At 64.1% G+C, this 25,105-nt stretch carries 25 protein-coding genes; 16 read left to right on the forward strand and 9 right to left on the reverse strand.

Going from position 1 to position 25,105, the window contains the following annotated elements; all coding sequences use genetic code 11:
- The first annotated feature begins 60 nt into the window (after positions 1-60).
- From STE01S_RS05505 to STE01S_RS05520, 4 genes are read left to right on the forward strand one after another with little or no spacing between them, the layout of a single operon-like run.
- On the forward strand, positions 61-1,002 hold the full coding sequence (locus STE01S_RS05505) for a GNAT family N-acetyltransferase (RefSeq protein WP_255265886.1): 942 nt from the start codon (positions 61-63) through the stop codon (positions 1,000-1,002).
- Entirely contained in the window at positions 999-1,265 is a 267-nt protein-coding gene (locus tag STE01S_RS05510; protein ID WP_003049034.1) for an acyl carrier protein, read from the forward strand. Before STE01S_RS05505 ends, STE01S_RS05510 begins: the two co-directional genes overlap by 4 nt.
- Before the next feature lie 18 nt (positions 1,266-1,283).
- On the forward strand, positions 1,284-1,958 hold the full coding sequence (locus STE01S_RS05515) for an alpha/beta hydrolase family protein (protein ID WP_062765660.1): 675 nt from the start codon (positions 1,284-1,286) through the stop codon (positions 1,956-1,958).
- Positions 1,943-2,734 (forward strand): hydrolase 1, exosortase A system-associated, encoded by a 792-nt coding sequence (locus STE01S_RS05520; protein WP_062765841.1) that lies wholly within the window; start codon positions 1,943-1,945, stop codon positions 2,732-2,734. Before STE01S_RS05515 ends, STE01S_RS05520 begins: the two co-directional genes overlap by 16 nt.
- A 237-nt stretch (positions 2,735-2,971) precedes the next feature.
- Here STE01S_RS05520 and STE01S_RS05525 read toward each other — a convergent pair whose 3' ends face one another.
- From STE01S_RS05525 to STE01S_RS05540, 4 genes are read right to left on the reverse strand one after another with little or no spacing between them, the layout of a single operon-like run.
- Complete coding sequence (locus tag STE01S_RS05525) at positions 2,972-3,856, reverse strand: pirin family protein (RefSeq protein ID WP_062765663.1); 885 nt, start codon at positions 3,854-3,856, stop codon at positions 2,972-2,974.
- Positions 3,856-4,227: a cupin domain-containing protein gene (locus tag STE01S_RS05530; RefSeq protein WP_218016970.1), complete on the reverse strand. Its 372-nt coding sequence runs from the start codon at positions 4,225-4,227 to the stop codon at positions 3,856-3,858. The genes STE01S_RS05525 and STE01S_RS05530 overlap by 1 nt, the downstream gene beginning before the upstream one ends.
- On the reverse strand, positions 4,224-4,583 hold the full coding sequence (locus STE01S_RS05535; RefSeq protein ID WP_062765666.1) for a DUF2200 domain-containing protein: 360 nt from the start codon (positions 4,581-4,583) through the stop codon (positions 4,224-4,226). The genes STE01S_RS05530 and STE01S_RS05535 overlap by 4 nt, the downstream gene beginning before the upstream one ends.
- 7 nt (positions 4,584-4,590) lie before the next feature.
- Positions 4,591-4,869: a BolA family protein gene (locus STE01S_RS05540; RefSeq protein ID WP_457920832.1), complete on the reverse strand. Its 279-nt coding sequence runs from the start codon at positions 4,867-4,869 to the stop codon at positions 4,591-4,593.
- Positions 4,870-4,897: 28 nt separating this feature from the next.
- Here STE01S_RS05540 and STE01S_RS05545 point away from each other — a divergent pair, with 28 nt between their 5' ends.
- The 3 genes from STE01S_RS05545 (at position 4,898) to cobS (ending at position 7,027) form a co-directional block, all read left to right on the forward strand.
- Positions 4,898-5,488 (forward strand): DnaJ domain-containing protein, encoded by a 591-nt coding sequence (locus STE01S_RS05545; protein ID WP_062765669.1) that lies wholly within the window; start codon positions 4,898-4,900, stop codon positions 5,486-5,488.
- An 11-nt stretch (positions 5,489-5,499) separates the two neighbouring features.
- Positions 5,500-5,937 carry a nuclear transport factor 2 family protein gene (locus STE01S_RS05550; protein ID WP_062765672.1) on the forward strand — a complete coding sequence of 146 codons (438 nt, stop codon included), beginning with the start codon at positions 5,500-5,502 and terminating at the stop codon, positions 5,935-5,937.
- A gap of 100 nt (positions 5,938-6,037) precedes the next feature.
- Positions 6,038-7,027 carry a cobaltochelatase subunit CobS gene (cobS, locus tag STE01S_RS05555; protein ID WP_003049013.1) on the forward strand — a complete coding sequence of 330 codons (990 nt, stop codon included), beginning with the start codon at positions 6,038-6,040 and terminating at the stop codon, positions 7,025-7,027.
- 34 nt (positions 7,028-7,061) lie between these two features.
- On the opposite strand, the gene STE01S_RS05560 is transcribed toward cobS, so the two are convergent.
- Positions 7,062-8,138: a DUF5694 domain-containing protein gene (locus STE01S_RS05560; protein WP_062765675.1), complete on the reverse strand. Its 1,077-nt coding sequence runs from the start codon at positions 8,136-8,138 to the stop codon at positions 7,062-7,064.
- A gap of 154 nt (positions 8,139-8,292) precedes the next feature.
- Between STE01S_RS05560 and STE01S_RS05565 the strand changes: the two genes are divergently transcribed.
- Both STE01S_RS05565 and cobT read left to right on the forward strand, forming a co-directional pair.
- Positions 8,293-9,486 carry an alpha/beta hydrolase gene (locus tag STE01S_RS05565; protein WP_062765678.1) on the forward strand — a complete coding sequence of 398 codons (1,194 nt, stop codon included), beginning with the start codon at positions 8,293-8,295 and terminating at the stop codon, positions 9,484-9,486.
- A gap of 47 nt (positions 9,487-9,533) precedes the next feature.
- Complete coding sequence (cobT, locus tag STE01S_RS05570) at positions 9,534-11,357, forward strand: cobaltochelatase subunit CobT (protein ID WP_003049002.1); 1,824 nt, start codon at positions 9,534-9,536, stop codon at positions 11,355-11,357.
- Between the two features lie 286 nt (positions 11,358-11,643).
- On the opposite strand, the gene STE01S_RS20675 is transcribed toward cobT, so the two are convergent.
- Both STE01S_RS20675 and STE01S_RS05580 read right to left on the reverse strand, forming a co-directional pair.
- The gene (locus STE01S_RS20675) at positions 11,644-12,102 is read right to left on the reverse strand and encodes a hypothetical protein (protein ID WP_062765681.1); all 459 of its coding nucleotides are present in this window, start codon (positions 12,100-12,102) and stop codon (positions 11,644-11,646) included.
- Positions 12,099-12,953 carry a hypothetical protein gene (locus STE01S_RS05580; RefSeq protein WP_255265887.1) on the reverse strand — a complete coding sequence of 285 codons (855 nt, stop codon included), beginning with the start codon at positions 12,951-12,953 and terminating at the stop codon, positions 12,099-12,101. The genes STE01S_RS20675 and STE01S_RS05580 overlap by 4 nt, the downstream gene beginning before the upstream one ends.
- Before the next feature lie 252 nt (positions 12,954-13,205).
- Here STE01S_RS05580 and STE01S_RS05585 point away from each other — a divergent pair, with 252 nt between their 5' ends.
- The 5 genes from STE01S_RS05585 to STE01S_RS05605 all read left to right on the forward strand — a co-directional run bounded on the left by STE01S_RS05585 (position 13,206) and on the right by STE01S_RS05605 (position 18,829).
- Positions 13,206-14,852, forward strand: a complete 1,647-nt coding sequence (locus tag STE01S_RS05585; protein ID WP_174531826.1) for an acetolactate synthase large subunit — start codon at positions 13,206-13,208, stop codon at positions 14,850-14,852.
- A gap of 56 nt (positions 14,853-14,908) precedes the next feature.
- Entirely contained in the window at positions 14,909-15,202 is a 294-nt protein-coding gene (locus STE01S_RS05590; RefSeq protein WP_062765689.1) for a GIY-YIG nuclease family protein, read from the forward strand.
- 75 nt (positions 15,203-15,277) lie between these two features.
- On the forward strand, positions 15,278-16,717 hold the full coding sequence (locus STE01S_RS05595) for an aldehyde dehydrogenase family protein (protein ID WP_062765692.1): 1,440 nt from the start codon (positions 15,278-15,280) through the stop codon (positions 16,715-16,717).
- 173 nt (positions 16,718-16,890) lie between these two features.
- The gene (locus tag STE01S_RS05600; RefSeq protein WP_062765695.1) at positions 16,891-17,772 is read left to right on the forward strand and encodes a UDP-2,3-diacylglucosamine diphosphatase; all 882 of its coding nucleotides are present in this window, start codon (positions 16,891-16,893) and stop codon (positions 17,770-17,772) included.
- A gap of 7 nt (positions 17,773-17,779) precedes the next feature.
- Positions 17,780-18,829: a glycosyltransferase family 4 protein gene (locus tag STE01S_RS05605; RefSeq protein WP_062765698.1), complete on the forward strand. Its 1,050-nt coding sequence runs from the start codon at positions 17,780-17,782 to the stop codon at positions 18,827-18,829.
- Positions 18,830-18,843: 14 nt separating this feature from the next.
- On the opposite strand, the gene STE01S_RS05610 is transcribed toward STE01S_RS05605, so the two are convergent.
- Positions 18,844-21,261, reverse strand: coding sequence for a TonB-dependent receptor plug domain-containing protein (locus STE01S_RS05610; protein ID WP_255265888.1), 2,418 nt, complete (start codon positions 21,259-21,261; stop codon positions 18,844-18,846).
- A gap of 244 nt (positions 21,262-21,505) precedes the next feature.
- Here STE01S_RS05610 and guaA point away from each other — a divergent pair, with 244 nt between their 5' ends.
- Both guaA and STE01S_RS05620 read left to right on the forward strand, forming a co-directional pair.
- Entirely contained in the window at positions 21,506-23,092 is a 1,587-nt protein-coding gene (gene guaA, locus STE01S_RS05615) for a glutamine-hydrolyzing GMP synthase (protein WP_062765703.1), read from the forward strand.
- A 294-nt stretch (positions 23,093-23,386) separates the two neighbouring features.
- On the forward strand, positions 23,387-24,643 hold the full coding sequence (locus STE01S_RS05620) for a tyrosine-type recombinase/integrase (RefSeq protein ID WP_062765706.1): 1,257 nt from the start codon (positions 23,387-23,389) through the stop codon (positions 24,641-24,643).
- Here STE01S_RS05620 and STE01S_RS05625 read toward each other — a convergent pair.
- A complete protein-coding gene (locus tag STE01S_RS05625; protein WP_062765709.1) occupies positions 24,618-24,893 on the reverse strand; it encodes a helix-turn-helix transcriptional regulator in 276 nt (91 codons plus the stop codon). The two genes, STE01S_RS05620 and STE01S_RS05625, sit on opposite strands and share 26 nt — an antisense overlap.
- Positions 24,894-25,105: the final 212 nt, after the last annotated feature.

Genomic DNA, 25,105 nt, shown 5'->3' on the forward strand with positions numbered 1-25,105 from the left:
ATGGATGGGAACGGTGAACATCACGCTAATGATGCCAAGCTGCCCGCCGCAGCGCGCGGCATGGGTCATGCTTCACCGTTCGACCGTCCCCAATGGTTCGACCTGCTTGCCGCGCATGGATTTGCCGGAGAAGGCCGATTCGATGCGGCGGGCTTCGCAGGCGAAACCGCGGCGTGGCTGCCGCTTCGGCGTGAAAAATCGAGCGTGCTTGCGGGCCTCGTCAACTGGTACAGCTTTGCAATCCGCCCGCTTTATACCGGCCAGGGCGACCATATGGCCGCGCTGCGCGACCTGTTCGCACGCGCCCGCACCGAGGCCGCACGCCTGACGCTCTATCCCGTGCCCGATGCCGAAAAGGACAGCATCGCTGCCGCGATGCGCGCCGCCGGCTGGTGGGTGCGCGCGTTGCCGGCGGGCGATCGCCACTGGCTCGACCTGACGGGGCTCGATCATGACGGCTGGTGGGCCACCCGCCCCGGCGCGCTGCGCAGCACGGTCCAGCGCAAGGCGAAAAAGAATATTGTCGCGATCGAGATTCTGACCGCATTCGACGCCGATGCCTGGGCGGCCTATGAGCATATCTACGCCGCGAGCTGGAAGCCCGAAGAGGGCGACCCCGCGCTGCTCCGCGCCTTTGCCGAGAGCGAAAGCGCGCGCGGCACCTTTCGCATGGGGCTGGCGCGGATCGACGGCGCAGCGGTGGCGGCGCAATATTGGACGGTCGAGGACGGCACCGCCTTCATCCACAAGCTCGCGCATGTCGAAGACAGTCTGAAGGCATCGCCCGGCACCCTGCTTTCGGCGGCTCTGTTCCGCCATGTCATCGCGGTCGATGGCGTGCGCCGTATCGATTTCGGCACCGGCAACGACGCCTACAAGCGCGACTGGATGAACCGGCACGAGCCCTTGTGGCGATTGGAGGGTTTCAATCGCGGGCGCATCGCGGCATGGGGACCGGCATTGAAGGCCTTTGCCCGTTCGCTGCTCAGGAAAGACACATGACCGAAGCCCATAAAGTCGATGCCACCCTTCGCGCCCTGCTCGCCGACGTCCTCGGCCTTGGCGACGAACGCGCGGCAGCGCTGACCGAAGACAGCGGCCTGTTCGGCGAACTGCCCGAATTCGATTCCATGGCCGTCGCAACCGTGCTGACCGAGATGGAGGACCGTCTCGGCATCCTGATCGACGATGACGACGTCGACGGCGAAATCTTCGAAACCTATGGCAATCTGCTGCGCTTCGCCGAACGCAAGGTTCAGGGCTGACCGGCATGCGAGGGGCGAATGGACGAGCATAGGCTTCGCATCGCGCCCGACGGCACGCCCCGCGCGACGATCCTGTTCGCGGCCCCCTTGTTCGAGGAAGCGAACCGCAGCCGCCGCACTATCGTACGCGCGATGCGCGCCTTGGCCGCGCAAGGTTTCGCCGCCGTGCTTCCCGACCTGCCGGGCCAGAATGAAAGCCCCGTCGCGCTCGCCGATGTCGATTTGAACCGGTGGCAGAGCGCCTTTGCCGAGGTGGCCAGTGAAATAGAAGGGCCGATAATTATCGCCGCGCTGCGCGGCGGCGCGCTGATCGACCATCAGGCCGCGGCCGCAGCATGGTGGCGGCTGGCGCCCGTCGGCGGCGGCTCGCTGCTCCGCACCCTGCTGCGCGCGCGCGTCAGTGCCGATCGCGAGGCGGGCGTGACATCTTCGCTCGACAGCCTTCAGGAGCAAGCGAAAAGCGAGCCCTTGCTGCTCGCCGGCAATCGCCTGTCGCCGGCGATGGTCGTGTCCCTCGCGACAAGCGAGCCGCAGGCGGTCACGCCGCTGCGCACTGTGGCGCTGGGCAGCGGCGACGAAGCGATTGCCGGCACGCCGCTGTGGCTGCGCGCCGAACCGGGCGAAGACGCCGCCATGGCTGATGCTATAGCCGCCGACATCGCCGCATGGAGCCGGACATGCGGCATCAGCTGAGCTTCCTTTGCGAAGACGCGGCGCTCGCCGCGAGCCTCGACGACGCGCCGGGAACGACCGGGCTGCTGATCGTGTCGGGCGGCAACGAGATCCGCAGCGGCGCGCATCGCGGCATGGCGATGCTGGCGCAGCGGGTCGCGGCGGCGGGCCATCCGGTCTTTCGCTTCGACCGCCGCGGGATCGGTGACAGCGAGGGCGAAAATGGTGGCTATACGCGCAGCGGCGCCGACATCGCCGCCGCGATCGCCGCGTTTCGCACGGCTGCGCCGCACGTCACCCGCATCCTTGCCTTCGGCAATTGCGACGCGGCGAGCGCGCTGCTGCTGCACCAGCCGCTCCCGCTCGACGGTCTGATCCTCGCCAATCCGTGGACTTATGATGACGCGGAACCAGATCCAGGCGAACAGCCGGCGCTGCCGCCAGCCTCGGCGATCCGCGCACGCTATCTGGCGCGGATCAAGGATCCGAAAAGCCTGCTGCGCCTGCTGAAGGGCGAGATCGATATCGGCAAACTGGTCCGCGGCCTGTCGGCGATGAAACGGACGCCGCAAGCCGCCGCACCCGACAGCCTCGCCGCGCGGCTCGACGCGGCGATGACCGCGCTGGCTTGCCCCTCGACGATCCTGCTCGCGACCGGCGACCGCACCGCGCAGGCATTCATCGCGCATTGCCGGCCCGCAAACATCCCGGTCGAACATCTCGAAAGCGCATCGCACAGCTTCGCTGGCGGTGACGCGGATTGGCTTTTTGCAAGAATATTGGAACGGCTGCGCTGACGGCGGCTTTGGGACCGAATGCGGACATTGCCACTTCCCCACCCGCTCACCCTGAGCTTGTAGAAGGGTGAACGGAGTGGGGTAGGCGAGCCTATTCGCCTTTCGTCATCCCGGACTTGATCCGGGATCCATTCACGCAGCGTCGGAACAATGGATTCCGGATCAAGTCCGGGATGACGGTGAAAAAAGTCGTTCGGCGCGACTCGCGAAATATAGGCCCTGCAAGCTCGCAATCGATCACGGATAGCCCGGCGTCTTGGGCGCGTCGGGCAGCGGAATGAATTCTTCGCTGTCGCCCGCGACCAGCGGGAAATTGCCATTCTTCCAGTCGTGCTTCGCCTGATTGATCCGGTCGCGCGACGAGCTGACGAAATTCCACCACAGGTGCCGCGGGGTGCGGAAGGCTTCGCCGCCGAGCAGCATCACGCGTGCGTCGGTGGCGGCGCGCAGCGTCATCGCCTGCCCCGGCTTCAATATATAGAGGCTGTAACGGTCGAGCGCTTCGCCATCGAGGGTCGCATCGCCCATCGCGACCAGCACCGCGCGCTCGTCGGCCTCCGCTTCGATCGGCAGACTTGCCCCCGCCGCCATCAATATGTCGGCATAGATGGTCGCGGCGTGCTGGGTGATCGGCGATGTCGCGCCCCACAGCGTCCCCATGATCACGCGTGCCGACACCTTGCCGTCCTCGACCAGCGGCAGATCCTCCTTGGCGACATGCTCGAACGCCGGGTCGATCTCCTCCTTGCCGTCGGGCAGCGCCAGCCACGTCTGCATGCCCGAGATCGGCGATCCGGTCGCGCGCTCGGCCGCGGGCGTGCGCTCCGAATGGACGATGCCGCGCCCGGCGGTCATCAGATTGCACGCGCCCGGCCGGATCGTCGCCCAAGTGCCAAGACTGTCGCGATGGTCGATCGCGCCTTCGAACAAATAGGTGACGGTGGCGAGGTTGATGTGCGGATGCGGGCGCACGTCCATCCCCTGCCCGATGTCGAAATGCGCCGGCCCGAACTGATCGACGAAGATGAAGGGGCCGACCATCGTCCGCTCCTTGTTCGGCAGCGTGCGCCGCACATCGAAGGCCCCGATGTCATGGGTCGAGGGGGTAATGACAGTGAACATCAGCCGATCCTTTCCAGCCTGTGGCGCGTCTTGTCGGTTTCGACCGTGCCGGTGTTGCGCGTCGATCCCGGTTCGAGCAGCAGCACATGGCACTCGCCGTCCAGCGCCTCGGGACAATGTTCGGTTCCGTGCGGAACGATGATGAATTCGCCCGGCCCGACGATCACATCGCCGCTGCGCAGGCCCATCTTCATCCGGCCCTGCACCACCAGAAACAATTCATCTTCCGTTTCATGGTGATGCCAGTCGAACTTGCCTTCGAATTTGACCAGCTTGACCTGAAAATCATTGATGTCGCCGGCGACACGCGGGTTCCAGTGATCGTGGAAGGTCGCAAAGGCTGCGGCGAGGTTGACCTTGTCGATCGTCATGGCACGGGCGCCCGCAATATCTTGTCCATCGCCTTGCCCTTCGCCAGTTCGTCGATCAGCTTGTCGAGATAGCGTATCTCGCGCATCAGCGGATCGTCGATTTCTTCGATACGCACGCCGCAGATGACGCCGCGAATCTGCGTGCGTGCCGCATTCATCGCCGGCGCGCCCGCGATAAAGCTGGCGTAATCGGTGCCGGCCGCGAGCAACGCCTTGAGCTCCCGCTGGCTGTAGCCGGTGAGCCAACCGATAACCTGATCCACCTCGGCCTTCGTTCGCCCCTTGCGTTCGGCCTTGGCGACCAGCAGCGGGTAAACCTTCGCGAAGCTCATGCGATAGATGCGATGCTCGGTCATCCGCGCCTCATTCGCCCGGCGCGAGCGCCCGGATCGCCAGCGCGTGAACGCGGTTGCCCGGCATGTCGCCGAGCGCCTTGTTCACTGCCCGCTGGCGCGCGACGCGGGTCTGGCCCGCGAAGCCCGCCCATCGGATCGTCAGGCTGAAATGCGATTCGCCGCTGCCGTCATCGCCGGCGTGGCCGTGATGCTGGGCGCTGTCGTTATTCAGGGTGAAATCGGCGTCGGGGAAAGCCGCGGCGAGCAGCGCTTCCATTTCGCGTTGGGCTGGACCTTTTTGCGTCATGCCCCCATGTTGGGAGCAGATACCCAGCATGACAAGCCCCCGCTCCCCCCGATTCCACGGCCGCGTTCCGCGTGAGGCCCCTTGCGCCGTTCCCGGCTGCCAAGAGCCCGGCGAATTTCGCGCCCCCGCGTCGCCGCATCGCTCGCCCGACGGACCGCCGCCCTATCGCTGGCTGTGCCTCGATCATGTTCGCGAATTCAACGCGGGCTATAATTATTTCGAGGGCATGAATGCCGACCAGATCATGGCCGCGCAGTCGCCGACCGCGGGTTGGGAGACCGAAAGCCGCACCTTTCGCGCTGCCGGCAGCGCCGACCTGCCGCCGCGCTGGGCCGATTTCAAGGATCCGATGGATGCGCTCGGCGCGCGCTTTCGCCAGCGCATGGACGAGGCGCGGCGCGAAGCCGCCGACCCGCGCTTCACGCGCGAGGAGCATCGCGCGCTGCAACTGATGGGGCTCGCCACCGATGCCGACCGCGCCGCGCTGCGCCGCCGCTACAGCGAGCTGGTGCGCAAATATCACCCCGACCGCAACGGCGGCGACCGCAGCCATGAGGTGCGGCTGGGCGAAGTCGTCGCGGCCTATCAATTGCTGCGCAAGACCAAGGCATTTGCATAGGAGAGGCACGGATGAGCGAACTCGACGCGGCGCGGATCGAAACGGTGAAACGCCATATGGCGCTGGAGATCACCCACGACTGGGACGGGGTGATCGCGACCTTCGACCATCCGCGCTACGAACTGCTCGGCCCCGGCACCGTCTTTGACGGCGAGGCGGCGGTGCGATCCTATTTCGCCGCGTCGCGCGAGCCCTTCCCCGATCAGGCGAACGAGATCATCGCGATCGCCGCCGACGCGGCGACGAATACGGTGCTCGTCGAATTCTGGCTGACGGGCACGCACCTCGGCCCGCTGAAGCTGGGGCTGCGCACCGTCGAGCCGACGGGCAAGGCCTTTCGTATCCGTATGGCGGCGAGTTTCGAATTCGCACCAGGCAGCGACCGGATCGTCTGCGAGCGTCCCTATTACGACCAGTCGGCGGTGATGAAGGCGCTTGATCTGTTCTGAATAAGGCGTTGCAAGGGGCAACCCATCGCGATACCGCGCTAGCCGAAGCGTCGGCCCGTCCGGCGACTCTCTCCCGATGCGTTTTGCTGGACCTTGCGACATGACCGATATTCCGAACAGCCTTCCCGACCATCATGGTTCGACGCTGCTGGCAGCGCCCGATACCGAGGTCGATGCGCGCGAGCTGTTCGGGGTCGACATCGACATGAAGGTGCCGGCGTTCAGCGAATCCGACGAGCGGGTTCCCGACCTCGACCCCTCCTATGTCTTCGACGGCGACACCACGCTCGCGATCCTCGCGGGCTTCAAATATAACCGCCGCGTCATGGTGCAGGGCTATCACGGCACCGGCAAATCGACGCATATCGAACAGGTGGCGGCGCGGCTGAAATGGCCGTGCATCCGTATCAACCTCGACGCGCATATCAGCCGCCTCGACCTTGTCGGGCGCGATGCGATCGTGCTGCGCGACGGCAAGCAGGTGACCGAATTCCGCGAAGGCCTGCTTCCCTGGGCGCTGCAGACGCCGACCGCGCTCGTCTTCGACGAATATGACGCGGGGCGGCCCGACGTGATGTTCGTGATCCAGCGCGTGCTGGAGGCCGAAGGCAAGCTGACGCTGCTCGATCAGAACCGCGTCATCCGCCCGAACCCGCACTTCCGCCTGTTCGCCACCGCGAACACCGTCGGGCTGGGCGACACGAGCGGGCTCTATCACGGCACGCAGCAGATCAACCAGGGCCAGATGGACCGCTGGAACATCGTCGTGACGCTGAACTATCTGCCCGCGGCGACCGAGAGCGAGATCATCCTGAAGAAGGTGCCGGGCACCGACGATGCCACCGTCGCCAATATGGTGAAGGTTGCGGATCTGACGCGTCAGGGCTTCGTCAACGGCGATATCTCGACTGTCATGTCGCCGCGTACCGTCATCAGCTGGGCGCAGAATGCGGCGATCTTCCACAGCCTGGGCTTCGCCTTCCGCCTGTCGTTCCTCAACAAGTGCGACGAGGCCGAGCGGATGATCGTCGCCGAATATTATCAGCGCGTGTTCGGCGAAGACCTGCCCGAAGGCGTCGTCGGCAAATAAGGCGGGAGGGCGCGATGCGCCCTTTCCCTCGCGTTCAGCGCAGCACCGCCTCGGCATCGACGAGCCGGATGTCGTGCATCATGTTCAGAGAGGCTTCGAAATAGCCCTTGTGCGACGCGCCGACGATGACGAGCGCGCGCGCCCCGGGCTGCGCCGCCATCGCGGCGCGGATATTGGCGACCATGCGCAGGTTCCGCGTTTCCCACCAGCCGGTGTAGTAGCGGCCGTAATGCTGCGGCGAGGGTTCGGCGAGCGCGGCGCCGAAATCGCTGTCGAACGCCATCCGCATCGCCTCCGGGCTGTTGTAGGCGCGATAGAGGGCGAGCACGCCGTCACCGTCGAGCCGCTTTCTGAGGTCGGCATCGATAGCGCTGCGCTTCGCGGTCACCGGATTGTCCCAAGCGCGCTGGATCGCTTCGCCATAACCCGCTTCGCCCGCAACGCGGTTGATCGTCGCATCGGCGCTGTGATCGTCGACCGAATAGACCCGGTCGAGTCCCAGCCGCGCGGCCAGCGCCGCGCCGATCAGGAAATTTTCGTTGCGGCGTGTTGTCAGCATCGTCAGGCGCTCGACCAGCACCGCATCGAGCCCATCGCCCGCGCGCCGTTCGGTCGCAGGCAAGCGCAACCATTGGACCAGCGCCGATGCCTGCTCGCCGCCCGCCAGGAAAACCGCGGCGAGATGCCGGCGCTGCGCCGCGGTGGGCTCGGCGGGCCAGTCGGCGAGGAGCCGCTCCGCCTCAACCGTCGCCGCCGGAACGTCGAGCCCCGTCGCCGCGCGCGCCGGTTCGGGGTTCCAGCAATAATCGTCATACACGCCGGGATAGATCGGTTTGTAGCGCAGCAGCATCTCGCAATCGGGACCCGAGAGCCCTTCGATGGTGACGATCTGCGGTCGCCACGCGGCGAGCCTAGTCAGCAGCGGGTCGAGGGCTTTGGCATCGAAATCCTTGGGAAAGCCCGACAGGTGCGGCGATCCGAGCACGAGTGCCTGCCCCGGCTCGCCCGCGACAGTCTGCTTGAGCCGGCTGGGGTCGAAGCTCGGCTCATAGGCGGGAGCCGCGGGCGCGGCGGTTGCAGCGAGCATCAGCGCGGCAAGTGCGAACATCATTTTCCTTCCCTGTCGCTGCACGGCCGACCGCGCGCAGTGGAGCCACTATACCAACGTGTATTAATTCATCAATACAGCCTGAAGCCGCACTTCGCGCTTCCAAAGCCCGCTGCGCTCTGCCAGCGTCGCCGCCATGATCCGGCGATTCCCGCGCATGCCCCGCCCCCCCAAGCGCTTGCTCGCTTTCGCTCTCGCCCTCCCGCTTGCAGGGTGTGCGACCGCGGTCGATTATGGCAAGGTTCCGCATTCGGCCTATGTCGCCGACGCACGCTGCACCGCGCAGGCCGGGGCGGAGGTCGATACCGCGGCGCTGCCGCTCTTCTTCGTGACGAGCCGCCTACCCGATTGCCGGACGCCCGACATCCGGCTGACCAACCATCGCGGCGACCGCATCCGCTATGGCCGCTTTGCAGCGCCGCACGACAGGAAGGTCGACGGCAAGACACGCTTTCTGACCCCGCTTGCCTTTCAGGAGGCGGGCGACTGGTGGGCGGGTCTGCAGGCCGAAACCGATCGCCGTCAGGGCCGCGTCCTCCTCTATGTCCATGGCTATCGCGAGACGTTCGAAACGACGTCGAAGGATGCGGCGCAGATCGCGCGGATGACCGGTTTCGACGGGCCCATCGTCGAATATAGCTGGCCGTCGCAGGGCAAGCTGCTGAGCTATGCCGTCGACGAAACCAACATGTATCATGACGTGCGCAATTTCCGCCTGTTCCTGAAGGCGCTGGCCGAGCGTCCGTGGGTAAAGGAAATCGTCGTCGTTTCGCATTCGCTCGGCGCGCGGCTGGTGATACCCGCAATCGCCTATGTCGACCGGACGGCGCCGAGCGCGGACAGCAGCAACATTTCCAACATCATCCTCGCCTCGCCCGATTTCGACCGCGAGACGTTCGAGCGCGACATTGCGAACGACGTGCTCGCCACCGCGCGGGTCGCGCGCGACCGACGCATCACCGCCTATGTATCGCGCAGCGACAAGGCGCTGGCGGCATCGCGCGCGCTGCACGGCTATCCGCGGCTCGGCTCTCCGTATTGCTTCGATCCGTTCGAGGCGGCGGATCTGCGCGCAAAGGGCCTGCCCGAACGCTGCTATGCCGCCGCCATTCCCGGCCTGACGATCGTCGACACCACCGACATTTCGCGCGGATCGACGGGGCACAGCGATTTCCTGCGCAGCGCGCTCGCCTGCATGGATTTTGTCGACATGATCCGCGGCAAGCGCAGTCGGCCCGAACGCACGCCCACGCATCTCGCCCATGTCTTTCGCCTCGCCCCCGATCCGCAGATGCCGAGCCGGCTCGACGAGACGATTTGCAACCGTCTCCCCGATGGCGACAAGGATTAGAGCCGATGCTCTTCCTTCGTCGGTGAAAGCCCGTTAGAGCCGATTCGATGTCCGGCCAGTCTCCCCTCGACGATTTCAAGACCGCGCTGTCGAGTGTAGCGCGCGCCGTGACGCGCGATGCCGAGGTCGAGGTGGGGTTCACCGCTGACGCGCCGGTCCAGATCGGCAAGCAGATCAAGGTGCCGACCCCGTCGCGCACCCTGCCCGCCGATCAGGTGGCCGAAGCGCGCGGCTTTGCCGACGGTTATGCGCTGCGCATGAAGCATCACAGCGACACGGTGCACGCCGCGGCGCGCCCGGTCGAACCGCTCGCCGCTGCGGCCTTCGATGCGATGGAACGCGCGCGAGTCGAGGCGCTGGGCGCCCGCAACATGGCCGGAATGCGCGCCAATCTGCGCGCCAGCCTGGCGATGCGGATGCGCAGCGACCCGATCAGCCGCGCGCAGGATCGCGGCGAAGTCCCGATATCGAGCGCGCTCGAACTGATGCTGCGCGAGGCGCTGACCGGCGAACAGGCGCCGCAGGGCACCGAAACCGGGCTGTCGCTGGTGCGCGAATGGATCAGCCAGGATGCCGGCGCCGACCTGACCGCGCTCGCGATGCTGATCGACGATCAGGCCGCCTTTGCCGAAACCGCGCGGCTTGCGCTACGCCACCTCGACCTGATGCAGGCCGACGATCCGCTCGAGGAAGGCGCCGAGGACGGCGGCGAGGACGATCAGACCGAAGCCGAAGAGAGCCAGGAAGAACAGGAAAGCGAGGACGGCGGCACCGGCGAGAGTCAGGTCGACGCGCGCGCCGAAATGTCGGGCGATCAGGCCGACGATGGCGAAAGCGATCCCGACGCCCAGGAAATGGAAGCCGACGGCGAGCCCGAGATGGGCGGCGAAGGCGACGAGGGCATGTTGCCCGTGCGGCCCAACCGCCTGCCCACCGACGTTCCCGATTTTAACTATGTCCGCTTCACCGAGAAGCATGACGAGATCGTCGCCGCGACCGAATTGTGCGACGAAGAGGAATTGACGCGGCTGCGCGCCTATCTCGACCAACAGATGACGCATCTGCAGGGCGCGGTGACGAAGCTCGCCAACCGTTTGCAACGCCGCCTGATGGCGCAGCAGAACCGCGCCTGGGATTTCGATCAGGAGGAAGGCCAGCTCGACGCCTCGCGTCTTGCCCGCGTCGTCGTGTCACCGGGCCATTCGCTGTCCTACAAGATCGAACGCGATACCGATTTTCGCGATACCGTCGTCACGCTGCTCCTCGACAACAGCGGGTCGATGCGCGGGCGGCCGATCAGCATTGCGGCGATCAGCGCCGACATTCTGGCCCGCACGCTCGAACGCTGCGGCGTGAAGACCGAGATTCTGGGCTTCACGACGCGGACGTGGAAGGGCGGGCAGAGCCGCGAGGACTGGCTCGCCGCCGGACGCCCGCCGCACCCCGGCCGCCTCAACGACCTGCGGCACATCATCTACAAGCCCGCCGACGAACCCTATCGCCGCGCCCGCAAGTCGCTCGGCCTGATGATGCGCGAGGGGCTGCTGAAAGAGAATATCGACGGCGAAGCGCTGATGTGGGCGCACACCCGCATCGTCAATCGCCCCGAGGAACGCCGCATCCTGATGGTGATCAGCGACGGCGCGCCGGTCGACGACAGCACGCTGTCGGTCAATCACGGCGCCTATCTCGACCAGCATCTGCGCCAGGTGATCGATTGGATCGAAAAGAAATCGCCGGTCGAGCTTTGCGCGATCGGCATTGGCCACGACGTAACCCGTTATTACAGCCGCGCCGTGACCATCATGGATGCCGAGCAATTGGGCGGCACGATGGTCGAACAATTGGCGGGATTGTTCGACATAGAATGAGCGTAGCGGAGGGGAGGACGCTAGGGTCAGGACCCATTAATTCCGCGTTCGAGGTTTGAAGCGATTTCGCTCGGGGCGAGGAGAAAAGGCGAAGGAATATGAATATATTTCAAGGCTTTTCGACGACGCCATGGGCAAAATCGGTCAAATCCCGCAGGGACGCCGAAATGGCTTCGATCTCGAACCTTGCCGGCCTTGCGGGTAGCGATGCTCCCCGCTGCACCCGCAAAGGCCCGATATCTTCGCCACTTCGGCGCCTCGATCGTGGAATTAATAGGTCCTGACCCTAGCCTGAGCAGTCCGCAGAGCTCGCTCGCCCCGCTTCCCACCGCTTGAACGATACGTCTATTGCCTCAAGCATAACGGTTGGATCATCGCGCAAATCTCGCCCTTTGATCTTGGCTTCGCCTTCCCACGACTTTTCGCACAACGACCCCGATGCGGAACTCCATTTTACCTGGATTCTAAGTTGGGATTTTGGCGCCTTCCCAATGCCCATGTACGCCGTGCACACGCTTGCCTCGATATTGACAATGCTAGGGAGGGCGTCATCCGTGCCAACACGCTCAGCCACATCGCGTCGAGACGGAAGCGCGATGTCGCGCGCCTTAAGGGCTCCCGCCGGAACGCAAACCAAGCCCTTTTTTACGCTCCCTACCTTGCGTTCACCCTCGATCGCCAAATCTACTGGTAACTGGTCTCCGGTTCCCGCGAGCATCAAAAAAATAGGGAAAAGCAACATCATTTAACCGTGAAATCAAACACACGAGCTGTCATTGCACCACCGACTGCAGCACCAGGCATCGCTTGGATGAACCCATATTCTCCGGGAGAAAGGTCGACTGTCGGCGTAACTTTATAGACGCCCGGACGAACCAGATCATAATCGAAAGACAGACGATCCTTGTCCATTACCCCCATTTTGCTGCCACCGATATTCATGCTTCCGACCCTTGCCTCACGTCGCCCCTTCTTTGGCATCAGCCCGATCAGAGAAAATTCGTTAGGCGACGCCGCAGCGGCCACCGTGGCGCCGGCCCACGGACTGACATTACTGGCTGTGGCTGGATTGGACTCGTCAAAAAAGAAGTAGAAGATGGGCCGTTTCGAAGTGGTGATGGTCCGCGCGCTTTCGTTAGCGATCGCAACTTTTATGCTCATGGACGCGATGCCCCCGGTAAGCGCATACCCAAAAATGCCACCTGTCTTCGCTTGATTTGAGACCGTGTAGTCGATCCTGTGCATCCGGGGCGCGGCATCACTTTGAAGAATATACAACCCAGCAGGGTGAGGTATCATCGGATCAGGCGAGTCGAGCGACAGTGACGAAGGTGGCGGTGCCTTCGCGGCATTCCGTTCAATCATCGCCGCGATCACCGATCCGGTAATGCCCTTGCCACTAAGTTGGATCAAAGCATCTGTGGATGTATCAAATTCCGCATCCTCATTCGCGATCTTTGCGATGATCGCCTCGTCGCTGATGCCGGCATTATGGAGCAATACGATGGTGTCGTTCGACAGCGTCTCCGCTTGGGCGGGATAGGGGGCAAGAATGACCAACCCAGTAACCGCAAGATAATTTGCAAAACGCCCCACAATATCCCCCTTAAAAACTTACAGGCGCCGATTGCCACGAAGGGATGTGACCAACAAGAGCAATTCAATCACTTTTGGATGTGCTTGAGCGCTGGTGACAACCCCTTCGCCGCCGGTTACACATTGCCGCCGGCGCCGCAGGGACTCGCAGCCCCACGACGGGACTCGCTGCGCCGATTGACGGCCGATGGTCGCCGGCACGGGCTTGGGCCGCACCGATTTGGGGTGCGCTGCTGAAGGGGGCGAGTGACCGTGAAAAAAGCATCTGACCTGTTCATCGAATGCCTGGAAGAAGAAGGCGTCGAATATATCTTCGGCGTTCCGGGCGAGGAAAATCTCGACTTTCTCGACAGCCTGTCGCGTTCGCAAAAAATCAAGCTGATCCTGACCCGCCATGAGCAGGGGGCGGGCTTCATGGCCGCGACCTATGGCCGTCACACCGGCAAGACCGGGGTGTGCCTTGCGACGCTGGGCCCTGGCGCGACCAATTTCGTGACCGCGGCGGCTTATGCCCAGCTTGGCGGCATGCCGATGATGATGATCACCGGGCAGAAACCGATCAAGAAATCGAAGCAGGGCCGGTTCCAGATCCTCGACGTCGTCGCGATGATGGGACCGATCACCAAATATACGCACCAGATGGCCTCGTCGGACAATATCCCGAGCCGCGTGCGCGAGGCCTTTCGCCTGGCCGAGGAAGAAAAGCCCGGCGCGGTGCATATCGAACTGCCCGAGGATATCGCCGACGAACATACCGAAAGCCTGCCGCTGAAGCGCAGCCATTCGCGCCGCCCGACCGCCGACGTCAAATCGATCCGCGAGGCGGTGAAGGCGCTCGAAAATGCGAAGGCGCCGGTACTGGTAATCGGCGCGGGCGCGAACCGCACGATGACCAGCCGGATGCTGCTGCAGTTCATCGAAAAGACCGGCATCCCCTTTCTGACCACCCAGCTCGGCAAGGGCGTGATCGACGAACGGCATCCGAAATTCCTCGGGTGCGCGGCACTGTCATCCGGCGATTTCGTGCACCGCGCGGTCGAGGCGTCGGACTGCATTGTCAACATCGGTCACGATGTGATTGAAAAGCCCCCCTTCTTCATGCAGCCCGGCGGGCCCACCGTTATCCATGTGTCCACCAAGACCGCCGAGGTCGATCCGGTCTATTTCCCCGGCATCGAAGTCATTGGCGATATTGCCAATGCGATCTGGCAGATGAAGGAGGATATCGTGCCGAACGGCGGCTGGTCGTTCGACCATATGCTCGCCTATCGCAAGGCCGAGGTCGAGCATACCGCCCCGCTCGCCGCCGACACGCGCTTCCCGATCTTTCCGCCGCATCTGGTGCAGCAGGTCCGCGACGCGATGCCCGACGACGGCATCATCTGCCTCGACAATGGCGTCTACAAGATCTGGTTCGCGCGCGGCTACACCGCCTACCGCCCGAACACCGTGCTGCTCGACAATGCGCTCGCGACGATGGGCGCAGGCCTGCCCAGCGCTATGATGTCGGCGATGGTCTACCCCGACCGCAAGGTCATGGCGATCTGCGGCGACGGCGGCTTCATGATGAACAGTCAGGAAATGGAGACCGCGGTTCGCCTGGGGCTCAACCTGACCGTGCTGATCCTCAACGATTCAAGCTATGGCATGATCCGCTGGAAACAGGCGAATATGGGGTTCAAGGATTGGGGGCTGACCTATGGCAACCCCGATTTCGTCAAATATGCTGAAAGCTATGGCGCGCACGGCCACCGCGTCGAAAGCGCGGCGCACCTCAAGGAACTTCTTGCGCATACGCGCGATACTCCCGGTGTGCACCTGATCGATTGCCCAGTAGATTATTCGGAGAATGACCAGATTTTGAACATCGACATCAAGAAGCTGTCGAAGGAACTCTGACGGTCGCGAACTCGCTTTTCTTGTCATCCCCGCGAAAGCGGGGACCCAGGAGTTGGATGAGCCGAACCTATCATGTTTATATCCTCGCCAGCGGGCGCAACGGAACGCTCTATACCGGTGTGACGGGAGATCTGGCGCAGCGGATGGAACAGCATCGCGACGGCGAAGGTTCAAAGTTTACGACAAAATACGGCGTTACTCGTCTGGTTCACATCGAAGCATTTGCCGACGTGAACGCAGCGATCGCCCGCGAGAAAGCTGTAAAGAAATGGCGCCGGGCATGGAAACTGGAACTCATCGAACGGGGCAATCCGCAATGGCTCGACCTATATGATCGGATTAACGGCTGAGCATGTCGCCCTGGGTCCCCGCTTTCGCGGGGATGACAATGGGGGGTGGCGGAGCGCGCGCCAGCATGTTGGAGAATGATTGTGAAACTCAAGGACGTCTACCCGCTCTATCTCAACAACAAGGCGGTGCAGCCGAACACCGACCTCAAGGTGATCGACAAATTCACCGGCGAAATCGCTTTCCGTACCGCACTGGCGACCCCCGACGTCATCGATGAAGCCATCGCCGGCGCGGTGCGCGCCGCCGAGCCGATGGCGCGGCTCGCGAGTTACGAGAAGCAGGATGTCCTCAATCATTGCGTCGCGCGCTTCAAGGAACGCTTCGACGAGCTTGCCTATGCGCTGTGCGTCGAAGCGGGAAAGCCGATCGCCGACAGCGAGGGCGAGGTCGGGCGCCTGATCGACACCTTCCGCATCGCCGCCGAAGAGGCGACGCGCAACTATGGCGAGATCCAGCCGCTCGACATATCGGCGCGCGCCAAGGGCTATATGGGGATGTGGAAGCGGGTGCCGATCGGCCCGTGCAGCTTTATCTCGCCGTTCAATTTTCCGCTCAACCTTGCGGCGCACAAGATCGCGCCGGCGATCGCGATGGGCTGCCCCTTCGTGATGAAGCCCGCCTCGATGACGCCGCTGGGCGCGATTATCATGGGCGAGGTGCTCGCCGAGTGCGACATATTGCCCGAAGGCGCGTTCAGCATCCTGCCCGCGAGCCGCGACGGCGCCGATCTGTTCACCACCGACGAACGGCTGAAATTGCTGAGCTTCACCGGCTCGCCCGGCGTCGGTTGGGACCTCAAGGCAAAGGCCGGCAAGAAGAAGGTCGTGCTCGAACTCGGCGGCAATGCCGCCGTGATCGTCGACAAGGACGCCGACCTCGATCATGCGCTCGCGCGGATCATCTTCGGTGGCTATTACCAGTCGGGGCAAAGCTGCATCCATGTGCAGCGCGTCATCATCCACGCCGACATCTACGACCGTTTCCGCGACATGCTTGCCGCCAAGGTGAAGACGCTCAAATCGGGCGATCCCAAAAAGCGCGACACCTTCATCGGCCCGATGATTTCGGCAAAGGAAGCAGAGCGGCTCAAGGGCTGGATCGACGACGCGGTCGCGGCCGGGGCGACGTTGCTCGCCGGTGGCGGTTGCGAGGGCAATATGCTCGAGGCGACGCTGCTCGAAAATGTGCCCGAGGGGGCGGACGTGGTGCGCGAGGAAGCCTTCGGCCCGGTGGTCGTCCTGTCGCGCTTCACCGACTGGAACGCCGCACTGGCGGAGGTCAACGACAGCAAATTCGGCTTGCAGGCCGGGATCTTCACCCGCGACATTCACAAGATATTGGAAGCGTGGGACGACCTCGACGTCGGCGGCATCGTCGTCAATGACGTCTCCTCCTACCGCGTCGACAATATGCCCTATGGCGGGGTCAAGGATTCGGGCCTCGGGCGCGAAGGCATCCGTTTCGCGATGGAAGATATGAGCGAAATCCGCAATCTGGTGATCCGGCGCGTCTGATCCTGAATAACTGCGTCATTGCGAGCGAAGCTCGCAATGACGCAGAATGGAAGCCGCCGATAGTCACCGAACCGCCGCAAAACATTCTTCAAACTGTCGCGGCTTTGATTCGGCGCATGTAACAAAACTCGTGTCTAGGCCGTGGGCAGCCAAGGCTGCCTACGGAGTGAGACATGGCCTCGATCTCGACCCTGCCGATCCCGAACCGCTTTCCCGATCCCTTCACCACCGAACCGCATGTGCCCGAGCGGGTGATCGGCGAGCGGCGCAATTACCGCACCGTGTGGGTCAGCGACATCCACCTCGGAACGCGCGGCTGCAACGCCGGGCTGCTGATCGACTTTTTCGACCATGTCGATTGCGAGACGCTCTATCTCGTCGGCGACATCATCGACGGCTGGCGGCTGAAGAAGCGGCATTTCTGGCCGCCCGAGCATAATGACGTCGTCTGGCGCGTGCTGAAGCGCGCGAAGCGCGGCACGCGCGTCGTCTATGTCCCCGGCAATCACGACGAGATGGTCAAGCCGTTCGACGGCTTCGATTTCGGCGGCGTCGAAATCCGGCGCGAGGCGGTTCACGAGACCGCCGATGGCCGCAAGCTGTTGATCGTCCATGGCGACGAGTTCGATGCGGTGATGCTCGCGCACCGCTGGCTCGCCTTTGTCGGCGACGCAGCCTACACCGCGCTGATGAAGTGCAATGTGGTCGTCAACGCGATCCGCAGCCGCCTCGGCCTCCCCTATTGGTCGCTGTCGATGGTCGCCAAGCACAAGGTCAAGAACGCCGTCCAGTTCATCGGCCACTATGAAGAGGTGGTCGCCCATGCGGCGCGCTCACGCGGGGTCGACGGGGTGGTGTGCGGCCATATCCACAGCGCCGAAATGCGGGCGATCGACGGCGTCGATTATTACAACGACGGCGACTGGGTCGAGGGTTGCACCGCGCTGGTCGAACATCATGACGGCCGCATGGAAATCCTGCACTGGGCCGAAGAGGTCGCCGCACGCGACGCGCCGGCCCCGCTCGGCCTTCCTGCTGCCGCAAAGGCCGCGTGAGCGCCGCATGCGGATATTGATCGTTACCGACGCCTGGGAGCCACAGGTCAACGGTGTCGTGCGCACGCTGCAGGCGACGATCGCCGAGTTGCGCGCGCAGGGGCATGTCGTGGGGGTGATCTCGCCCGATCTGTTCCGGTCAATCCCCTGCCCGACCTATGGCGAGATCCGCCTGGCCTTCGCGGGCAAGCGCGCCGTCGCACGGCGCATACGCGCCTTCGCACCCGAGGCGATTCATATCTCGACCGAGGGGCCGCTCGGCCTTGCGGCGCGGCGCTGGTGCATCGATACCGGCTTTCCCTTCACCACCGCCTATCACACGCGCTTTCCCGAATATGTCGCGGCGCGCATCCCCGTGTCGCCGCAGTTCGTGTGGCGCTTTATCCGCTGGTTCCATCGCCCCGCGCAGCACATCATGGTCGCAACGCGCTCGCTGAAACGCGAGCTTGCGGAGCAGGGTCTTGGGCAGACGATGATGTGGGAACGCGGCGTCGATCACGCCCTCTTTCATCCCGATCGCACGTCCCATCCCGATTTCGCCGGCCTCGCCCGCCCGATCCAGCTCTATGTCGGCCGCGTCGCGGTCGAAAAAAACATCGAGGCATTTCTCGAAACCCGACATCCGGGAACGAAGGTGATCGTAGGGGACGGTCCGGCGCTCGATGATCTGCGCGCCCGCTTCCCGGATGTCCGTTTCCTCGGCAAGCTCGGCGGCGAGCGTCTTGCCAGCGCCTATGCCGGCGCTGACGTCTTCGTCTTCCCCAGCCGTACCGACACCTTCGGCCTTGTCGTCATCGAAGCGCTGTCGTGCGGCACGCCCGTCGCGGCCTATCCCGTTGCCGGCCCGGCCGACATCGTCACCGACGACGCTGGCGCTCTCGATACCAATCTCGATCGTGCGATCGCGCTGGCACTGACACGCGATCCGGCCCGCGCCGCGGCCTTGGGCCAACGCTACAGCTGGCCGAACTGCACGCGGCAGTTTCTGCGCGCACTGACCTTCGTACCCGCCGAATCCGCGACGACGCCGGCCACGGTTTCGGCCCGCCTGGTTTAGAGTCAGCCAGGACTCTAGAAGGCCTTGCGCCACTCCAGCTCGATATAGCGGCCGAGCGGGTCGATATAGCCCGGCGCATAGGTGAGCGGCACGACGCCGCTGGCGTCGGTGACCTTGCGCTGCGCATCGAACAGATTGTCGATCGACAGGCGCAGGCGCGACCCCTTCAGGATCGGCAGCGCCTTGGTCAGTTCGGGCTTCTGGTTGAAATCGACGAAAAAGCGCAGATTGAAAGTTGCAAGATCGTGGAAGGTCAGATCGCCGTTGGCGCCGCCGACGACGCGGCTGCCGCTGTCATATTTGGCGCTGACCCGTGCGCCGATGCCCTTGTAAAAGACGCCGCCGTCGAGTTCGACCAGATTGCGGTTGCTGCCGCCACCATTGCCGGTCGCCGATCCGTTCAGCAGATCGAGTTCGGGGACGCCGGGCCGGATCAGCACGCGGTCGGTCAGCTTGATCGTGTGATAGAGCGACAATTGCCAGCGGCCGCCCTGCGGTCCGCCGAACATGCCGCCCGGACCACCGCGCCCGCCGCGAAAGCCGCCGCCGGGGCCACGCGGGCGTGCAGGCGCTGCGGCGGGCGCATCGCCCGATCCGGCGGGTTTAGCGGCCTGCCCGTCGGGCGGCGGCGGGGCGTCGCCCTGCGCCGGCTGCGGACGTCGCTCGGCGCCGCCAGCCGGACGACCGCCACCGAAGCGGCCCGCACCCGGACCCGCTTGCGACTGGCCGAAACTGCGGCCGAAATTGATCCCCCAGCGAATTTGTGAATTGGTTGCGCGGTCGAAATTCACCGGGCGCTGGTCGAGCGCGACAAGCACGCCGCCGACGCGCGTCGCGCGATCCGGGAAAGCGGCCTCGATCTCGGGCGTCAACAGCGGGAAGCCGTTGCTGGTGTCGTCGCTACGGTTGCTGTTGTAGTTGATCGAAAGGTTCAACCCCTCGACCATCGGCGGCGACCAGTTGAGCCCGAGCTTCACATCGCGGCGCTGTTCGGCGAGGAGGAAAGGATTGCCGCCGGTCGTCGTCTGGATCTGCACCGTCTGGCCGGTGCGGAAGTCGTAGTAGGTGACATTGTCGGTAACCAGCGGCGCCGCGCCGAGCTGCGTCACCGAAGGCGCCGCCTCGTCGCGGTTGAAGCTTGCGAGCAACGACAGATTGTCGGTCAGCCCCCAATTGAGCGTCGCGCCCCAGCTTTTGAGCGCGGCGAAATCGCTCGGGTTTTCGACCTGGCCGTTCAGCGTCAGCGAAATGCGGCCGATCTTGCCGACATCATAGTCGGGATCGAGGATCGGCACCATCAGCGATCCGAAAACGCTCGGCGTGTCGCGCGCGAGGTCGCTCGTCGTGATGACGCCGCTGCGGTCGGCGCGGCTATCATAACGCAGGCCGGTATAGGCCCCGGTGATCGATGCGCGGATCGGGCCGGCCCAGCCCTCGATCACGCTGCCCGAGATATTGGCATTGCCGCCGAAGCTCTGCTGGCTGCTGTCGAAACGGTCGCGCCCGCCACTCAGACGTTCGGTAAAGATCCGCTGATCGCTGTCGGCATAATTGCCCGTAACCGACCAGCGCCACGCGCCGAGCATGCCGTTGGCGCTTGCCGAACCCGTCCAGTTCTGCGTCCGGCTGTCGCGGCGCAGCGGATCGCTGACACCGCCCGCGCCAGGGCCAAGGAGGCTGAGGCTGTCGGTCTGGTCGAACCGCAGGCTTGCCGACAGGTCGGTGACCTTGTCAAGATTGCGGACGATCGTGCCGTCGATGATATAGGTGTCGCTGGCCGGCAGGAGGCTGCGCCCCGTGTCGCCAAGGTCGCGCTCGCGCTCGAGCAGCATCGTCTGATGCTCCCACCCCCCGTTGAGGTTGAAGCGGCCATTCTGTCCGATCGCGACGACCGCGGGTTCCAGCTCGCTCTTGAACTGCCCGCCCTGCGTCGGCACGCCTGCCTCGCCCTCCACCGACACCTGTTTGAAATCGGGCTTGAGCACGAAATTCACCACGCGATCGGTCGCGGCATAACCATATTGCAGCGCGACTTCCTCGGGGAAAATCTCGACCTTGGCGATCGCTTCGGGCGGAAGGTTGCGCACCGCGCCGAAGCCGCCGATCCGGCGCCCATTGACCAGGATAACGGGGCGCCCGCTGCCGCGCCCGCGCCCCGACCGCGTGATCGGTTCGAGCGCCGTCAACAATTCCTCGATCGACGAGGCGCCATAGCTGGCGATCGCGGCTTCATCGAGTTCGGCCTCGGCAGCGATATCGGTATCGAGTTGCCCCGCGATCCGCGGCGCGGTCACGACGATTTCATCGGCATAGTCGATATCGTCGTCGGTCGCGGTACCCGAGCTCGAAGCGACGGGGACCGCCGCCTGATCCTGCGCCATCGCGGCCGGAACAGCCGCAAGCGCGGCGCCGGTCAGCCACAGGGCGCGCATGGGAAGGAGCGGTCGAACATACATGGTGGGGGAGAGCCTTTATCTTGTCTTTTGATCATCATGCCGCCGCCGATTGAACCGGCGATGAAGCGAATTACCGCCTTGCCGGGCAGCTATTCGCTATTTGTCGCAACACTATGGCATCGCGAGGGCGCTTCCACCAACGCCCCCTCCAGACCGACGAAGCGCTGGGCCGCCCGGCTTGACCCTAGACAGTCGGCCCCGGCATCCGTATCGGCCAGCCATGCCGACTCCAGCCTCTTCCGCCGCCCCCGAATCGATCCTGATCGTCGATTTCGGCAGCCAGGTCACCCAGCTCATCGCCCGCCGCGTCCGCGAAGCCGGCGTCTACAGCGAGATCGTTCCGTTCAACGCCGCCGAGGCCGCGCTCGAACGGATGAAGCCCAAGGGCGTGATCCTCTCGGGCTCACCGGCATCGGTCCCTGCGGCGGGCAGCCCGCGCGCCCCGCAATCGGTATTCGAAAGCGGCCTCCCCATCCTCGGCATCTGTTACGGCCAGCAGGTGATGAGCCAGCAGCTCGGCGGACAGGTCGAGCCCGGCGGCGCCGACGGCGAGCGCGACGGCGAATTCGGCCGCGCCTTCCTGACCGTCACCGAACCCTGCGTGCTCTTCGACGGATTGTGGGAGGTCGGCGAGCGGCATCAGGTGTGGATGAGCCACGGCGACCGCGTCACGCGCTTCGCCCCCGGCTTTCGCATCGTCGCGGTCAGCGACGGCGCCCCCTTCGCGCTGATCGCCGACGACGAACGCCGCTATTACGGCACGCAATTCCACCCCGAGGTCGTCCACACGCCTGACGGCGCCAAGCTGATCGCCAATTTCGTGCGCCATGTCTGCGGTTGCAGCGGCGACTGGACGATGGCCGAGTTCCGCGCCACGAAGATCGCCGAAATCCGCGCGCAGGTCGGCGACCAGCGCGTCCTCTGCGGCCTGTCGGGCGGCGTCGACAGCGCGGTCGCCGCGGTGCTGATCCATGAAGCGATCGGCGAGCAACTCACCTGTGTCTTCGTCGACCATGGCCTGCTGCGCATGAACGAGCGCGAGCAGGTCGAACGGCTGTTCCGCGACCATTACAACATCCCGCTTGTCGTCGTCGATGCGGAGGAACGCTTCATGGCGGGCCTCGCAGGGGTCACCGACCCCGAAAAGAAGCGCAAATTCATCGGCGCCGAATTCATCAACGTCTTCGAGGAGGAAGCGAAGAAGATCGGCGGCGCCGATTTCCTCGCGCAAGGCACGCTCTATCCGGACGTCATCGAGAGCGTCAGCTTCACCGGCGGGCCGAGCGTCACGATCAAGAGCCACCACAATGTCGGCGGCCTTCCCGAGCGGATGAACATGAAGCTCGTCGAACCGCTGCGTGAACTGTTCAAGGACGAGGTCCGCCTGCTCGGCAAGGAACTCGGTCTCCCCGACATCTTCGTCGGCCGCCACCCCTTCCCCGGCCCCGGCCTCGCAATCCGCATCCCCGGCGAAGTGTCGAAGGAACGCTGCGATATCCTCCGCAAAGCCGATGCGGTGTATCTCGACGAAATCCGCAATGCCGGGCTTTACGACGCGATCTGGCAGGCTTTCGCGGTGCTGCTGCCTGTCAAGACCGTCGGCGTGATGGGTGACGGGCGCACCTACGACCATGTCTGCGCGCTGCGCGCCGTGACCTCGACCGACGGCATGACCGCCGACATCTACCCCTTCGACGCAAGCTTCCTCAGCCGCTGCGCGACGCGCATCATCAACGAGGTGCAGGGCATCAACCGCGTGGTGTACGATTATACCTCGAAGCCGCCGGGCACTATCGAGTGGGAATAATTTTTGCCCATCCGAGGGTATCCGAAACTACGCCAGAATACGACATAACCACCTGAAAAACAAAAATATTTCAGCCGAGACCTATCGAGAGCTATCGGTGGGCATCAAACGCGTCTGTCGTGCCCGCTGACGGACCCTGCCCCCGTTGATCATTCGGAAAATCGAAAGTACCGTCATAGCGACTGAGGCCAATGACGGTACTTTTTTCAGCCTAATACGCTGAACATAAACAGATATTTTCGTCAAAAGCCTCCAAAAACCGCGTGACGGTACTTTTCCGCGAGGAGGCCCAGAATGTTGACGGATGCGGCACTCAAGTGCCTGAAACCAAAAGCCAAAATGTACAAGGTGACCGATCGTGACGGCATGTATGTGCGTGTCGCGCCGACAGGCGGCATCTCGTTCAGGCTCGACTATCGGCTGAACGGCAGGCGGGAGACCGTCCATCTCGGCAAGTACGCCCGAGATGGGATCTCGCTCGCCCGGGCTCGCGAATTGTGCCTGGACGCGAAACGCATGATTGCCGAGGGGCGGTCCCCTGCCATCGAGAAGCAGCGGGAGAAGCGCCGGATCAAGGAGGCCAAGAGCTTCGGCGAGTTCGGCGAGAAGTGGTTGACGGGCGCGCCCATGGCTGACAGCACGCGCGCCATGCGCCGCGCCATATTCGAGCGTGAACTCAAGCCGGTCTGGCAGAACCGTTTGCTGACCGAAATCACGCCTGATGACCTGCGCGCCCACTGCGCCAAGATCGTGGAACGGGGCGCGCCCGCGACGGCCATCCATGTGCGGGATATCCTGAAGCAGATCTACGCCTTCGCCATCCTCCACGGCGAGAAGGTCGCGAACCCGGCCGATGATGTCGGCCCTGCTTCGATTGCCACCTTTACGCCCAAGGACCGGGCGCTTTCCCCGACCGAGATCCGCATCATGCTCAAGCAACTCGAGCATGTCGCGACGCTGCCGACGATCCGGCTCGGCATGAAGCTCTACCTCCTCACCATGGTCCGGAAGAGCGAACTACAGGACGCGGTCTGGGATGAAGTCGATTTCGAAAACGCTGTCTGGACGATCCCGAAGGAGCGCATGAAGCGATCGAAGCCGCACAATGTCTACCTGTGCCGGCAGACCCTCGACATCATGATCGCGCTCAAGACCTGCGCCGGTAATTCCCGGTATCTGCTGCCGTCCCGCTACGATGCGGATGCGCCGATGTCGCGGGCGACCTTCAACCGGGTCACTTACGCTGTCGTCGAACAGGCCAAGAAGGAGGGGCTGCCGCTGGAGCCGTTCACCGTGCATGACCTGCGCCGCACGGGCTCGACGCTGCTCAATGAGTTGGGCTTCAACCGCGACTGGATCGAAAAGTGCCTGGCGCACGAGGACGGGCGTTCATCACGCGGCGTCTACAACAAGGCCGAATACGAGGTTCAGCGTCGCCACATGATGCAGGAATGGGCCGACACCGTCGATGCCTGGGTTGAGGGGCGGAAGTATGTTCCGACGCTGCTGCCGACAGTCATGCCGTCTATCGCGCTCGATCCTGCCCTTTGACTGGGCGGGACTTGCGCTTGGTGACGTCGGGATGCTGTGCGCGAGGGATTGGCTTCGCGCGCCGCGCCAGCAACCAGGCGTGGACCTCGGCGAGGTCCCAGACGATGCAGCGCGGCGACAGCGCGAAGCGGCGTGGGAATTCGCCGCGCTGCTCCATCTCGTAGATTGTGCTGTCGGCCAGGGGCACCATCTCGCGCAGTTGGTGCCGCCGGATGGTCTTCGTGATCTCCAAAGGCTCGTTTTGGACCATACCCAATCTCCTTAGCGGCTGTCGCAGGCGATTGAGAACGATAGGTGCCGATGCCGGAAGTCCCTCCCGAGTGGCGTGCGGCAATTTCGGGCTCTGGCGTAGAAATCGGCGGGTCATTTTCAGTCCTGACAGCGCGGCCGGACATCCGTCAGCCCACAGAATCTGCACGACTCGCCGCACGCGTTCCGCGCCGTAATTGCGCTGTTCAGATC

This window comes from Sphingopyxis terrae subsp. terrae NBRC 15098 (genome assembly GCF_001598815.1).
Taxonomy (GTDB): Bacteria; Pseudomonadota; Alphaproteobacteria; order Sphingomonadales; family Sphingomonadaceae; genus Sphingopyxis; species Sphingopyxis terrae.